15 protein-coding genes are annotated in these 13,796 nt (G+C 57.4%); 10 read left to right on the top strand and 5 right to left on the bottom strand.

The features are described from left to right. The first annotated feature begins 85 nt into the window (after positions 1-85). The 3 genes from F0319_RS02825 to arsC are packed head-to-tail and all read left to right on the top strand — an operon-like array spanning position 86 to position 2,180. On the top strand, positions 86-406 hold the full coding sequence (locus F0319_RS02825) for a metalloregulator ArsR/SmtB family transcription factor (protein ID WP_149366237.1): 321 nt from the start codon (positions 86-88) through the stop codon (positions 404-406). 40 nt (positions 407-446) lie between these two features. Continuing rightward, positions 447-1,736 carry an arsenic transporter gene (locus F0319_RS02820; protein WP_149366236.1) on the top strand — a complete coding sequence of 430 codons (1,290 nt, stop codon included), beginning with the start codon at positions 447-449 and terminating at the stop codon, positions 1,734-1,736. Between the two features lie 12 nt (positions 1,737-1,748). After that, positions 1,749-2,180, top strand: a complete 432-nt coding sequence (gene arsC / locus F0319_RS02815; protein ID WP_149366235.1) for a glutaredoxin-dependent arsenate reductase — start codon at positions 1,749-1,751, stop codon at positions 2,178-2,180. Between the two features lie 21 nt (positions 2,181-2,201). Here the strand turns inward: arsC and F0319_RS02810 are convergent, their stop codons facing one another. Continuing rightward, positions 2,202-2,753: a TetR/AcrR family transcriptional regulator gene (locus tag F0319_RS02810; RefSeq protein WP_111963929.1), complete on the bottom strand. Its 552-nt coding sequence runs from the start codon at positions 2,751-2,753 to the stop codon at positions 2,202-2,204. Positions 2,754-2,834: 81 nt separating this feature from the next. On the opposite strand from F0319_RS02810, the gene F0319_RS02805 reads away from it, so the two are divergent. Together F0319_RS02805 and F0319_RS02800 are read left to right on the top strand one after the other, a co-directional pair. Beyond that, entirely contained in the window at positions 2,835-4,049 is a 1,215-nt protein-coding gene (locus F0319_RS02805; RefSeq protein WP_149366234.1) for an MFS transporter, read from the top strand. Beyond that, complete coding sequence (locus F0319_RS02800) at positions 4,039-4,851, top strand: Cof-type HAD-IIB family hydrolase (RefSeq protein ID WP_111963869.1); 813 nt, start codon at positions 4,039-4,041, stop codon at positions 4,849-4,851. The genes F0319_RS02805 and F0319_RS02800 overlap by 11 nt, the downstream gene beginning before the upstream one ends. A 67-nt stretch (positions 4,852-4,918) precedes the next feature. Here F0319_RS02800 and F0319_RS02795 read toward each other — a convergent pair whose 3' ends face one another. Further along, the gene (locus F0319_RS02795) at positions 4,919-6,151 is read right to left on the bottom strand and encodes an MFS transporter (RefSeq protein WP_111963868.1); all 1,233 of its coding nucleotides are present in this window, start codon (positions 6,149-6,151) and stop codon (positions 4,919-4,921) included. Positions 6,152-6,319: 168 nt separating this feature from the next. Here F0319_RS02795 and F0319_RS02790 point away from each other — a divergent pair, with 168 nt between their 5' ends. From F0319_RS02790 to deoR, 3 genes are all read left to right on the top strand, one after another. Next, a complete protein-coding gene (locus tag F0319_RS02790; RefSeq protein ID WP_149366233.1) occupies positions 6,320-7,048 on the top strand; it encodes a phosphatase PAP2 family protein in 729 nt (242 codons plus the stop codon). Between the two features lie 7 nt (positions 7,049-7,055). After that, positions 7,056-7,664, top strand: coding sequence for an undecaprenyl-diphosphate phosphatase (gene ybjG, locus F0319_RS02785; RefSeq protein WP_111963866.1), 609 nt, complete (start codon positions 7,056-7,058; stop codon positions 7,662-7,664). A gap of 67 nt (positions 7,665-7,731) precedes the next feature. After that, positions 7,732-8,490 carry a DNA-binding transcriptional repressor DeoR gene (gene deoR / locus F0319_RS02780; protein ID WP_008503427.1) on the top strand — a complete coding sequence of 253 codons (759 nt, stop codon included), beginning with the start codon at positions 7,732-7,734 and terminating at the stop codon, positions 8,488-8,490. Between the two features lie 67 nt (positions 8,491-8,557). Here the strand turns inward: deoR and dacC are convergent, their stop codons facing one another. Further along, a complete protein-coding gene (gene dacC / locus F0319_RS02775; protein ID WP_149366232.1) occupies positions 8,558-9,763 on the bottom strand; it encodes a serine-type D-Ala-D-Ala carboxypeptidase in 1,206 nt (401 codons plus the stop codon). Between the two features lie 240 nt (positions 9,764-10,003). Between dacC and F0319_RS02770 the strand changes: the two genes are divergently transcribed. Continuing rightward, positions 10,004-10,630, top strand: a complete 627-nt coding sequence (locus tag F0319_RS02770) for a glutathione S-transferase family protein (protein WP_111963865.1) — start codon at positions 10,004-10,006, stop codon at positions 10,628-10,630. On the opposite strand, the gene F0319_RS02765 is transcribed toward F0319_RS02770, so the two are convergent. Both F0319_RS02765 and bssR read right to left on the bottom strand, forming a co-directional pair. Further along, positions 10,631-11,749: a PQQ-dependent sugar dehydrogenase gene (locus tag F0319_RS02765; RefSeq protein WP_136194584.1), complete on the bottom strand. Its 1,119-nt coding sequence runs from the start codon at positions 11,747-11,749 to the stop codon at positions 10,631-10,633. It abuts the gene before it with no gap. 106 nt (positions 11,750-11,855) lie between these two features. After that, positions 11,856-12,239: a biofilm formation regulator BssR gene (gene bssR, locus F0319_RS02760; protein ID WP_111963863.1), complete on the bottom strand. Its 384-nt coding sequence runs from the start codon at positions 12,237-12,239 to the stop codon at positions 11,856-11,858. Between the two features lie 216 nt (positions 12,240-12,455). Here bssR and rimO point away from each other — a divergent pair, with 216 nt between their 5' ends. After that, positions 12,456-13,781, top strand: coding sequence for a 30S ribosomal protein S12 methylthiotransferase RimO (gene rimO / locus F0319_RS02755; RefSeq protein ID WP_008501203.1), 1,326 nt, complete (start codon positions 12,456-12,458; stop codon positions 13,779-13,781). The last annotated feature ends 15 nt before the right edge of the window (positions 13,782-13,796 follow it).

Raw genomic sequence — 13,796 nt, 5'->3', positions numbered from 1 at the left:
TCCCCTTACTCAATTTCACCTTTTCTCCAACCATTAAAACATATATGATTAAACGCATATAAAAGCCACGCCGACAGGAACCCTCATGCTCCACCCGCTCCAGCTCTTCAAAACCCTCTCTGACGAAACGCGGCTCGCCATCGTCATGCTGCTCCGCGAAGCGGGCGAGCTGTGCGTCTGCGATCTCTGCGCCGCAACCGCCGAATCGCAGCCGAAGGTCTCCCGCCATATGGCGCTGCTGCGCGAGTCCGGGCTGGTTATCGACCGTCGTGAGGGTAAGTGGGTTTATTACCGTCTCTCTCCCAACATGCCCGCGTGGGCGGCAACGATTATCGACAACAGCTGGAACTGCCTGCGGGAAGAGACGCGCATGAAGCTGAAAAACCGACTTCCGGGCTTGTGCTAAGCAAAACATATTCACAAAAACAGATATAATGGAGTAAAAGATGTTTCTGGCAGGGGCTATTTTTCTGTTTACGCTGGTACTGGTCATCTGGCAGCCCAGAGGGCTCAGCATCGGCTGGAGCGCGACTATTGGTGCCGTACTGGCGCTCGCCAGCGGCGTTATTCACGTAAACGATATTCCGGTTGTGTGGAATATCGTCTGGAACGCCACGGCAACGTTTATCGCCGTCATCATCATCAGCCTGCTGCTGGATGAGTCCGGCTTTTTCGAGTGGGCGGCACTGCACGTTGCCCGCTGGGGGAACGGCCGCGGAAGATTGCTGTTTACGTATATCGTGCTGCTGGGCGCAGCCGTGGCGGCGCTGTTTGCCAATGACGGTGCGGCTCTGATCCTAACCCCTATCGTTATCGCCATGCTGCTGGCGCTGGGATTCAGCAAGCAGGCTACGCTGGCATTTGTGATGGCGGCAGGTTTTATCGCCGATACCGCCAGCCTGCCGCTGATTGTGTCGAACCTGGTCAACATCGTCTCGGCAGACTTCTTCACGCTGGGGTTCAGCGAATACGCTTCGGTGATGATTCCCGTTGATGTCGCCGCGATTGCCGCAACGCTGGCCATGCTCCATCTGTTCTTCCGCAAGGAAATTCCCCCGGAATATGACCTGGCAAAACTGCGTGAGCCCGCGCGGGCCATTCACGACCTCCCGACCTTCAGAACGGGCTGGATCGTGCTGCTCCTTCTTCTCGTCGGTTTCTTTGTGCTAGAACCGCTGGGTATTCCGGTCAGCGCCATTGCGACTGCGGGCGCGCTGGTTTTGTTTGCCGTTGCAAAACGCGGACATGCGATAAATACCGGAAAAGTGCTGCGCGGCGCACCGTGGCAGATCGTGATCTTCTCGCTGGGGATGTATCTGGTGGTGTATGGCCTGCGCAATGCCGGGCTGACGGAATATCTCTCAGGCGTACTGAATAACCTGGCCGGGCAAGGGCTGTGGGCCACCACGCTGGGAACCGGGTTCATCACCGCGTTCCTGTCATCCATAATGAACAATATGCCCACGGTGCTGATTGGCGCGCTCTCCATTGAGGGCAGTACGGCGACAGGACTAATCAAGGAAGCAATGATTTACGCCAACGTGATTGGCTGCGATTTGGGGCCGAAAATCACGCCTATCGGCAGCCTTGCCACCCTGCTCTGGCTTCACGTGCTGGCGCAGAAAAACATGACGATTAGCTGGGGCTACTATTTCCGGACGGGCATCATTATGACGCTGCCGGTCCTGTTTGTGACGCTCGCCGCGCTGGCGCTACGTCTCTCCTTCACACTGTAATGAGCCACTGATATGAGCCACATCACTATCTACCACAACCCCGCCTGCGGCACGTCGCGCAACACGCTGGAGATGATCCGCAACAGCGGCACGGAGCCAGAGATTATCCTCTATCTGGAAACCCCGCCGTCGCGCGATAAGCTGACAACCCTGATTGCCAATATGGGGATCTCGGTGCGGGATCTGCTGCGTAAAAACGTGGAGCCCTACGAACAGCTCGGCCTGGCCGAAGACAGCTTCACCGACGACCAGCTTATCGATTTTATGCTGCAATACCCGATCCTGATTAACCGTCCGATCGTCGTGACGCCGCTGGGCACTCGCCTGTGCCGCCCGTCTGAAGTCGTCCTCGACATCCTGCCGGACGCACAGAAAGGGGCATTTACGAAAGAAGATGGCGAAGCGGTGGTTGACGCCAGCGGGAATAAAATCGAGCGCAGGTAAAACTGGCAGGGCGAGCGATACCTAAGGGTTCCCCTCGCCCGCAATTCTCCCCACCATCGCCCGGATCTCTTCGCGGGATAGCGGCGCCCGGTCGGTGACGTAGTGCAGCGTCATTCCTTCAATAAAGGCATCCAGCGCGCGGGTGGTGACCGGGTCGAACCACTGCTCGAGCGTTGTCTGGCTCATCTTCATCCAGTCCTGCATCACCGTTTTGAGCGCCGCGCTGCGGTGCATAAAAGCGTAAAGCTGATACATCAGCGCCATGTTGTGCGGCGTCGTCACCTGCGAGCTGTGGATCAGAGTGGTAATGGATTCGCACGCCATTTCCGGCCCGGTGACGCCCGCGAAGAAATCCCGGTACTGCTGCGACATCTGGCGGGTAAACCACGTGAAGGCCTCCTCCAGCAGCGGCTCCATACCGTCGAAATAGTAGGTCATCGACCCCAGCGGCACGCCCGCGCAGGTGGCGATTTTCCGGTGCGTGACGGCGTGAATACCGTGTTCAGCAATGGTGTCGAGGGTCGCCTGCAGGATTTTCTCCCGGCGATGCGGATCGTTGGGTGGTCTGCTCATCATTTCCTCACCTGGTTTGTGTACAAATGTACACAAACTTGCTAGTGTTGTCGCTATTGTTGTACTTCTGGTGCTACCCCAATGACGCTGACCTCTTCCCGCAAAGCCCTGCAGCTCCGCATGTGGGCGCTGTTTATGTTCTTCTTTATTCCCGGTCTGCTGATGGCCTCCTGGGCCACGCGCACCCCCGCCATTCGCGACATTTTGTCCGTCTCTACAGCTGAGATGGGTATCGTGCTGTTTGGCCTGTCGATAGGCTCCATGAGCGGCATCCTCTGCTCCGCGTGGCTGGTGAAGCGCTTCGGTACGCGGGCGGTGATCCGCACCACCATGTGCTTCGCGGTATTCGGGATGATCGTGCTCAGCGTCGCGCTGTGGTTTGCCTCACCGGTGCTGTTTGCGCTGGGGCTGACGGTATTTGGCGGCAGCTTCGGTTCGGCGGAAGTTGCCATCAACGTTGAAGGAGCGGCTGTCGAGCGTGAGATGAACAAAACCGTGCTGCCGATGATGCACGGTTTTTACAGCCTCGGCACGCTGGCCGGTGCGGGCGTGGGAATGGCGCTGACGGCCACTGGCGTGAGCGCCAATCTGCATATCCTGCTGGCAGCGCTGGTGTGTATCATTCCGATTCTGACCGGCATCCGGGCGATCCCGGACGGCACAGGTAAGAACTCCGCTGACGAACAGCACTCGGCCGAAAAAGGGCTGCCCTTCTACCGCGACTTCCAGTTGATGCTGATCGGCGTGGTGGTGCTGGCTATGGCCTTCGCCGAAGGGTCCGCCAACGACTGGCTGCCGCTGCTGATGGTAGACGGTCACGGCTTTAGCCCGACCTCCGGCTCGCTGATCTACGCCGGGTTTACGCTGGGGATGACCATCGGGCGCTTCACCGGCGGCTGGTTTATCGACCGCTACAGCCGTGTAGCGGTGGTGCGCGCCAGCGCCCTGCTGGGCGGCCTGGGTATCGCGATGATCATATTTGTCGATGTGGACTGGATTGCCGGGGTCTCGGTGATCCTCTGGGGACTGGGCGCGTCGCTCGGCTTTCCGCTTACCATTTCAGCCGCCAGCGATACCGGCCCGGATGCCCCGACGCGCGTCAGCGTGGTGGCAACCACGGGCTATCTCGCCTTCCTGGTCGGGCCGCCGCTGCTTGGCTTCCTCGGCGAGCACTACGGGCTGCGCAGCGCCATGCTGGTGGTGTTAGGGTTGGTCATCATCGCGGCGCTGGTGGCGCGCGCGGTGGCAAAGCCGGAAACGAATCAAACGACACTGGAGAAGGGATATGAGCGTTAAACTGATTGCCGTCGACATGGATGGCACATTCCTCAGCGATGCCAAGACCTACAATCGTCCGCGCTTTCTGGCGCAGTACGCCCGCATGAAGGCGCAAGGCATTCGCTTCGTGGTCGCCAGCGGCAACCAGTTCTACCAGCTGATCTCCTTTTTCCCGGAGATTGCGCATGAAATTTCATTCGTCGCCGAAAACGGCGGCTGGGTCGTAAGTGAGGGTGAAGACGTCTTTAACGGTGAACTGTCGAAAGCCCATTTCGAGACCGTTGCGAACGTGTTAAGCGACGTTCCCGGCATTGAGATTATCGCCTGCGGGAAGAGCAGCGCCTACACGCTGAAGTGCTATGACGAAGGCTTTAAGGGTATCGCGGCGAAGTACTATCACCGTCTGGAAATGGTCAGCGATTTCGACAACCTGAACGATATTTTCTTCAAGTTCGGGCTCAACGTGTCTGACGATGAAATTCCGCGTATTCAGGCGCTGCTGCATGAAAAGCTGAGTGACATCATGGTGCCCGTCACCACCGGTCACGGCAGTATCGACCTGATCATCCCCGGCGTGCACAAAGCAAACGGCCTGCGGATCCTGCAAAAGCGCTGGGGCATAGCCGATAGCGAAGTGGTGGCCTTCGGCGACAGCGGCAACGACGTGGAGATGCTGCGCCAGTCCGGGTTCAGCTTTGCGATGGCTAATGCCAGACCGCATATCAAAGCGGCGGCGCGTTTTGAAGCGCCGCACAATAACGATGAAGGCGTGTTGGATGTGATTGATAAGGTGCTGGATGGGGAGGCGCCGTTTAATTGACCGCGAGCGGTCTGGCGGCCTCGCCCCTCACCCTGGCCCTCTCCCCAAAGGGGAGAGGGAAAAAAGATTAAGGTTGCAGGGCGTTTCCAACGCGTTTGTCTTTCAGGAACACCACCATCAGGGCAACCCACAGCACGCCGTTGGCGAGGTTAAACAGGCTGAACAGCCCGTTGCCGCCCATCGCGTAGGCATGCTTGCTCACCTCGATACCTACGGTAAAAATCAGCATCTGGAGCATCCCCATCGCCGCGGAGACCGTGCCTTTACTCATCTCGCTGGCGAACAGCGTCAGGCGCACCAGACCGGCGTTGGCCACGCCAATCCCGAAGGCGTAGATGCTCAGTCCCGCCGTCATCCACAGATAAGCGTGTGATGACGCGACGGTCGCCACCGCCGCCAGAATCAACCCTGCCGCAATCGGCCAGCCGCCCATGATAATTAGCGAACGCACGGTGCGGCGTGACGTCAAACGTGCCAGCACCAGGTTCCCGATAATCAGCGCGCCAAAGATCGGCACCTGCAGCAGACCATACTCATAGCTGCTGAGCTTTTCGCCGCTGATGATAATAACCGGAGACTGGGCGATCCACGCCAGCAGCGGCAGGCTAACGAACCCGGTCGCCAGCGCGCCCGCCACAAAGCGGCCATTCTTCAGCACTTCTTTATAATCCCGACCCAGCTCTTTCAGCGAGAGTTTCTCGCCGATGCGGGTGGCCGTTTCCGGCATCGCCCGGTGCAGACCAAAGAACGCGATGGCGGCGAGAACGGCAAACAGCACAAACATCCCTTCCCATGGCGCCATATGCACCCACGCGGCACCCACCAGCGGCCCGAGTAATGGGGCAATCAGCGCCACGTTCGCCATCAGCGCGGTAATTTTGATACACACCGCCTCTTCAAACGATTCCTGAATGGCGGCATACCCCACGGCGCCGATAAAGCACAGGCTCACCCCCTGCAGGAAGCGCAGCAGGGTAAATTGTTCAATGTTTTGCGCCAGCAGCGTGGCAAGACAGGTGACGATAAACCACACCACGCCCGTCAGCATCACAGGACGGCGGCCAATACGATCCGACAGCGGGCCTAACAGCCACTGCAAAAACATGCCGCCGGCCAGATAGGCGGTCATGGAGGTCGGTACCCACTCGATTCCGGCGTTGTACTGCGCCACCACGGCCAGCATACCGGGCTGGATCATATCGTTGCCGATATAGGTAGAAAATTCGTAGAGCACCAGACACAGAGGGAAAAGCAACGCCTGACGACCCAGACGTGAACCAGAAGAAGAACGGTTTAACATGCAATCTCTTTATAATGACAAAATCGCGACGAGTGTAATGAAATGCCGCAGCCCGAGATAGTGATTTATCGAGGATAAACAGAAATAAAGCACATATCGTCTTCGTTTAAGGTTTCCTTAAGTTGACACTTTTATGATAGCCCCATTACTCGTCAACGACCCCAAATCATGGCACTTACCTCCAGCCGTTCAGAATTGTCTAAGTTACAGACAAATAAGACAAAACGCCTTTACCGCTTACCGTCCCGCTTTTATGGTTATCAGCTTTTCATACTGATTGCCCTTGCCGTGGTATTTACGTGGCTATCGCGCAATGAAGCGCTCGACAGATGGATTACCGGCTTTTGGTATGACGCGGCGACGCAGAGCTTTCCGCTGCAGAAAGACCACCTGCTGGATCTGCTCAACCACCGACTGGCGAAGTACATTGCCATCGCCTCAGGCGCCGTGGCGCTGTTTTACGGCGCCTACAAGCGTAACGCAAGGCTGGTTACGGCGGCGATGCTGATGGGCGTTGGCGCGCTGGTGGTAGGCCTGCTGAAAAGCATGAGCCATCACAGCTGTCCGTGGGACCTGGTGGAATATGGCGGGAAGGCCGTGTCCTACCCCCTGTTCAGCGCCATTCCTGCTGACAGCGGTCCGGGGCGTTGTTTCCCCGGCGGTCATGCCTCCAGCGGCTTTATGGTGATGGGGCTGTTTTTTGCCTTCTGGCGCGAACGTCCGCGTCTCGCCTGGTTCTTCGTCGCGCTGGGCGTGGTGTTAGGTCTGGCGATGGGCTTCGGTCAGGTCATGCGCGGGGCGCATTTTTTCTCTCACAACCTGTGGGCCGGGTGGTGGGTCTGGTTTTCCCAGGTGGTGGTCTACGGGCTGATTTCCACCCGGTTTGCTAAAGAGTGATAACGCTATGCTAGAGAATCTGAATTATCAGCTGTTTTATCTGATCAACGCCACACCGGCCTCGCCCGAGTGGATGATCGACTTTGCCACCTTTCTGGCAAAAGACCTGATCGGTATCGTGCCCGCGCTGGCAGCCATTCTCTGGCTGTGGGGGCCTCGTAGCCAGGTAAAAGCACAGCGCAAGCTGGTAATCAAAGTGGCGATGGCTCTCGGCGTAAGCGTCCTGGTGAGCTACATTCTGGGCCACGCGTTCCCGCACGATCGTCCGTTTGTCGATCACGTCGGCTATACCTTCCTGCATCATGCGCCGGATGACTCGTTCCCGAGCGATCACGGTACGGTGATCTTCACCTTTGCGCTAGCCTTCCTGTTCTGGCATCGCCTGTGGTCTGGTGCGGTGCTGATGGTGGTCGCCGTGGCCATCGCCTGGTCTCGCGTTTACCTGGGCGTCCACTGGCCGCTGGATATGGTGGGCGGCTTCCTGGTCGGGCTGATTGGCTGCGTGAGCGCGGCTATCCTGTGGAGCCTCTTCGGTGAAGCGCTCTACCGCACGCTGTCATCACTCTATCGCGCCATTTTCGCTATCCCGATCCGCAAAGGCTGGATACGTGACTAACCCCAACCTGTCAGGTTACACTTGAACCCCCGCCCTGCGGGGGTTCACTTTTTTATCCCGAGGAACTATGGAAACACGTCGCGATGACCGCATTGCTCAGCTGCTACAGGCGCTGAAGCGCAGCGATAAGCTGCATCTTAAGGAAGCCGCCAACCTCCTCGGCGTCTCAGAGATGACCATTCGTCGGGATCTTAACAGCGAAAGCGCGCCCGTCGTGCTGCTGGGCGGGTATATTGTGCTTGAGCCGCGTAGCGCCAGCCATTATCTGATCAGCGACCAGAAGACGCGCCTGGTGGAAGAGAAACGCAAAGCCGCCCGGCTTGCAGCCTCGCTGGTACAGCCGCACCAGACGCTATTTTTTGACTGCGGCACCACCACGCCGTGGATTATCGAGGCCATCGACAGCAGCATTCCTTTTACTGCCGTGTGCTACTCCCTGAACACCTTTCTGGCGCTTCAGGAGAAACCCGAGTGCCGGGTGATCCTGTGCGGCGGCGAGTTTCACGCCAGCAACGCCATCTTTAAGCCGCTCAACCTGCAGGACACGCTCAGCAATCTCTGCCCGGATATCGCGTTTTATTCCGCGGCGGGCGTCAACGTGCGCCAGGGCGCTACCTGCTTTAACCTGGAAGAGCTACCGGTGAAGCACTGGGCATTAAGCGCCGCGCAGTACCATGTGCTGGTGGTCGATCACAGCAAGTTTGGTAAGGTCCGTTCGGCAAGAATGGGCGAGCTGGCGCAGTTCGACGCCATCGTTAGCGACTGCCGCCCGGACGACGAGATTGTGGCCCACGCGAAGGCGCAGCAGGTGAAATTGATGTATTAAGAGGGGTGCGGTCTGATGCCCTCACCCCAGCCCTCTCCCACAGGGAGAGGGAGAAAACCCATCAGGTTTAGCTGAACCAGCTGCCGAACCACCCGTGGAATTTCATCATCACGAAATCCCAAATCCGGCTAAAGAAGCCGCCCTCTTCGACCGCTTCCATTACAATTAACGGACGCTGTTCAATTGATTTACCGTTTAGCTGGAAATCAATCGTCCCGACTACCTGACCTTTTTTCAGTGGCGCGGTGAGCTGCGGGTCGGTCAGGGTGTAGCTGGCCTTCAGGTTTTTCAGCTGACCACGCGGAATGGTCACCGAGCCCGCCTCACCCGCGCCCAGGTTCACTTCGCTCTTGTCACCAAACCAGACGCGCTGGCTGACGAACGTGGCATCCGGTTTAATCGGCGTCACGGTTTCATAGAAGCGGAAGCCCCACGTCAGCAGTTTTTCTGACTCATTAAAGCGAATACGGTCGGTTTTGGTGCCCAGCACTACCGAAATCAGGCGCATGTCGCCCTGGGTCGCGGAGGCCACCAGGTTATAGCCCGCGCCCGCCGTGGTGCCGGTTTTCATTCCGTCCACGTTAACGTTGCTGCTCCACAACAGTCGGTTGCGGTTCGGCTGACGGATTTTATTGAAGGTAAACTCTTTCTCTTTATGGATGGCGTATTCATCCGGCACGTCGTGGATCAGCGCTTTCCCCAGCAGCGCCATGTCGCGCGCGGTACTGAACTGTCCCGGCGAATCCAGACCGTGAACCGTTTTGAACGTGGTGTTGGTTAAGCCCAGTTTCTGCGCATAGCCATTCATCAAGCCAATGAAAGAATCCTGGCTGCCGGCAACATAATCGGCCAGCGCGATGCATGCATCATTTCCCGACTGAATAATTACCCCTTTGTTCAGATCGGAAACGGAGACCTGATCCCCAGGCTTCAGGAACATCACCGAAGAGCCCCGCAGCGCCGGGTTGCCGGTCGCCCAGGCATCCTTCCCGATGGTGACCATATCGTCCAGCTTGATCTTGCCCGCTTTCAGCGCCTGACCCACCACATAGCTGGTCATGATTTTGGTCAGGCTTGCCGGATCGAGTTTCTCATCTGCATTACCTTCCGCCAGCACTTTACCGCTGGAATAATCCATCAGGATCCATGCGCGCGCGTCCACAGGCGGCGCTTCGGGCGCAGCCTGCTCAGCTGCGTAGAGAGTTGGTGCAAACATGAAAAGGAGCGCAGAGCCTGTCGCAAGGCTGCGCAGAGAAGTCATTTTACGCGTCATAAATGCCACCCGAGTGTCCATTCAAAAATTACGTCACATCACCGTGTCGCAAGAAGCGATGAGTAATAGCGCACTAAAACGGTTAAAGAAACCCAACGAGGGTAAAGTTATTAAAGTTTATGCAATAACATTCAGATACGCTTTGATTCTGACGATTTTTTTGTCTTCTGTTGCGTAATTGTTAGGTTTATCTCACCATGGCAAAAGCTGACCCGGATTCACATCTCATCAGGAGTAAATATGATTACGCTTTGGGGCAGGAACAACTCGACCAACGTTAAGAAAGTGCTCTGGACGCTCGAGGAGCTGGATTTACCGTTCAACCAAATTATGGCCGGTATGTCGTTTGGCGTGAACAAAGAGGCCGACTATCTGGCCATGAACCCGAACGGCCTGGTGCCGCTGCTGCGCGATGATGAAACAGACGCGACGCTTTGGGAGTCCAACACCATTGTGCGTTACCTCGCAGCGCAGTACGGTCAGGGCCGCCTGTGGGTTGAGAATCCCGCCCGGCGCGCTCAGGGCGAAAAGTGGATGGACTGGGCGAACCAGACGCTGTCCCCGACCCACCGCGTGATCCTAATGGGGCTTATCCGCACGCCGGAAGCCGAACGCGATTATCCCGCAATTCACGCCGCCCAGGATGCCTGCGAAAATCTGTTTGCGATGATGGATGACGAGCTGGCGAAGCACGCCTGGTTCTCCGGCGAGGCGTTCGGCGTGGGCGATATTGCCGTGGCGCCGTTCGTCTGGAACCTGACCAATATGGGCCTGAAGTGGACGCCGCGCCCTCACCTGGAGCGCTGGCTTAAACAGCTGAGCGATCGCCCGGCTTACCGCAACGTGGTAATGATCCCGGTCACCTGATTACGCGCCGGACGGGCTGACTTTCAACAGTTGCCCGTCCGTCTCGTCGGTCAGGACATACAGATACCCATCCGGCCCCACCCGCACGTCGCGAATACGCTGGTCCCGGTCGCCCAGAATGCGCCCGTCCTCCGTCACCTTATTGCCGTCCACGCTCAGCACGATCACGTCCTTCTCCTTCAGCGCGCCGATAAACAGCTTGTTTTTCCACTGCGGGAAAACGTCGCTGTTGTAAAACGCCATGCCGCTCACCGCGGGTGAGACTTTCCAGAAGAACAGCGGTTTTTCGGTTCCCTCAACGTGCTCGCCTTTAGCTTCCGGGATTTTCAGGCCGCTGTAGTTAATGCCGTGCGTCGCCAGCGGCCAGCCGTAGTTTTTTCCTTTCTCCGGAATGTTGATCTCATCCCCGCCTCGCGGGCCGTGCTCGTTCAGCCAGAGCGTGTCGCTCCAGGGGTTCATCGCCATCCCCTGCGGGTTGCGAATGCCGTAAGACCAGATTTCGGGTCGCGCACCGGGGGTATTCACAAAGGGGTTATCCGGCGGGACTTTTCCGTCTTCGGTAAGGCGCACCACTTTACCCTGCAATTTATCCAGATCCTGCGCCGTCGGACGCTGATTATTCTCGCCGAGTCCAATAAAGAGAGAGCCTTTGCCGTCGAACACCAGCCGCCCGCCAAAATGGTTACCGGTTGAGAGTTTCGGCATCTGGCGAAACGCCACCTGGAATCCCTCGATGCGGGAATAGTCGTCGCTCAGGCGGCCATAGCCTACCGCCGTGCCGGCTTTGCCGTCATGCCCGGCCTCGGCGTAGCTCAGCCAGACGCGGCGCGACTTCTCAAAATCCGGGGCAAGCACCACATCCAGCAACCCTCCCTGACCGTTTGCCCAGACCTTCGGCACGCCGACAATCGGATCGGAGAGCCCTTTTCCGGTCTGCCAGCGTTTGAGCTGACCACCCTTCAGGGTCACCAGCAGCCCGTCATTATCCGGCAGGAACGCCAGGGACCAAGGGTGATCGAGTCTGTTTTGCAGCACCTCGACCTTCACCGCCTCTGGCGCAGCAAGAAGTGAAAACGGAATGAATAATACAGGCAGGGAAATCAGCGAGGATCGAGGCATAACGCACTCCTTTATCGGCATATGGCATAAAGATTAGCCACTGCGTCCGGGCGCGTTAGCACTTTTACAAAAGCTTAAGCAGAAGGGGGAGTCGCCTCCCCCTGGATCAGTGCTGTTCAAGCTTCTCGTGCTCGTTCAGGCACATGATGCAAAGAGAGAGCGTTGTCAGGCAGTTTTCAAGCTTCTCCGCGTTTACGGCGATAAAGTTCGGGCAGTCGTGGCGTCCGTTCATCAGACATACCCCAGCGATAGAGAGCACCTCAGCGGCGCGGCGCAGCGCGATCAGCTCACTTTCGCCGTAATTCGCCTTCAGGGTCGGTGCTTTTTCACGCATGAAATTACACAGTTCAAACAGGTTATCACGCAGATGTTCGCTTTCGCTGACTGACATATACCCTTTTGCCTTCCTCAACTGCAGGTACGCGGCCAGGTCGATTCGGGCGTTGATCAGCTTGTTCAGCAGATCGCGTTTTAGTCTGTCAACGGTCATGCTCTTTCCTCCTCTGTCAGCCATGGTGCATAGTCAGGATAAGTACATTTTTTGTACAGTTTAATGCCTGGGATCAATTTTTATTAACTGATTAACATTATTTACAATGTTACAACGTCAGCCCGACGCATCCACCTTGCAAAGAGTGTATAAATCCCCCGCGATACGCTGTAAAATCCCGCCCTGATAACTCCATAATTGATGAATTTTTAACCTATGAGCAATGTTACGCACCAGCCGAAAATCGGCTTCGTCTCCCTGGGCTGCCCGAAAAACCTGGTGGATTCAGAACGCATCCTGACCGAACTGCGCACCGAGGGCTATGACGTGGTGCCAAGCTACGACAACGCCGATATGGTGATCGTTAACACCTGCGGGTTTATCGACAGCGCGGTCCAGGAATCACTGGAAGCCATCGGTGAAGCCCTGACGGAAAACGGTAAAGTGATCGTGACCGGCTGTCTGGGCGCGAAAGAAGACCAGATCCGCGAAGTGCACCCGAAGGTGCTGGAGATCACCGGCCCGCACAGCTACGAGCAGGTGCTGCAACATGTTCATCACTACGTGCCAAAACCAAAGCATAACCCGTTCCTGAGCCTGGTGCCGGAACAGGGCGTGAAGCTGACGCCGCGCCACTACGCGTACCTGAAAATTTCCGAAGGCTGCAACCATCGCTGCACCTTCTGCATCATCCCATCCATGCGTGGCGATCTGGTGAGCCGTCCGATTGGCGAAGTGCTGGCTGAAGCCAAACGTCTGGCCGACGCGGGCGTGAAGGAGCTGCTGGTCATCTCCCAGGACACCTCTGCCTACGGCGTGGACGTGAAGCACCGCTCCGGTTTCCACAACGGCGAGCCGGTGAAAACCAGCATGGTTGGCCTGTGCGAACAGCTGTCCAAACTCGGTATCTGGACGCGCCTGCACTACGTCTACCCGTACCCGCACGTTGACGATGTCATCCCACTGATGGCGGAAGGCAAAATTCTGCCGTACCTGGACATCCCGCTGCAGCACGCGAGCCCGCGTATCCTGAAACTGATGAAACGTCCTGGCTCCGTTGACCGCCAGCTGGCCCGCATCAAGCAGTGGCGTGAGATCTGCCCGGATCTGACGCTGCGCTCCACCTTTATCGTCGGCTTCCCGGGTGAAACCGAAGAAGACTTCCAGATGCTGCTCGACTTCCTGAAAGAAGCGCGTCTGGACCGCGTCGGCTGCTTCAAGTACAGCCCGGTAGAAGGCGCAACCGCCAACGAGCTGGCGGACCAGGTGCCGGAAGAGGTGAAAGAAGAACGCTGGAACCGCTTCATGCAGCTGCAGCAGCAGATTTCTGCCGAGCGTCTGCAGGAAAAAGTGGGCCGCGAGATAATGGTTATCATCGACGAAGTTGACGAAGAAGGCGCGATTGGCCGCAGCATGGCGGACGCCCCTGAAATCGACGGCGCGGTGTACCTGAATGGCGAAACCAACGTTAAGCCAGGTGATATTATTCGCGTGAAGGTTGAAAACGCCGACGAGTATGACCTGTGGGGTAGCCGGGTTTAATCTTCCTGCTCCTCT

It is taken from the genome of Enterobacter vonholyi (assembly GCF_008364555.1).
Lineage (GTDB): Bacteria > Pseudomonadota > Gammaproteobacteria > Enterobacterales > Enterobacteriaceae > Enterobacter > Enterobacter vonholyi.
The sequence above is the reverse complement of the archived record's forward strand: the minus strand, read 5'-3'. Positions and strand labels throughout refer to the sequence as shown.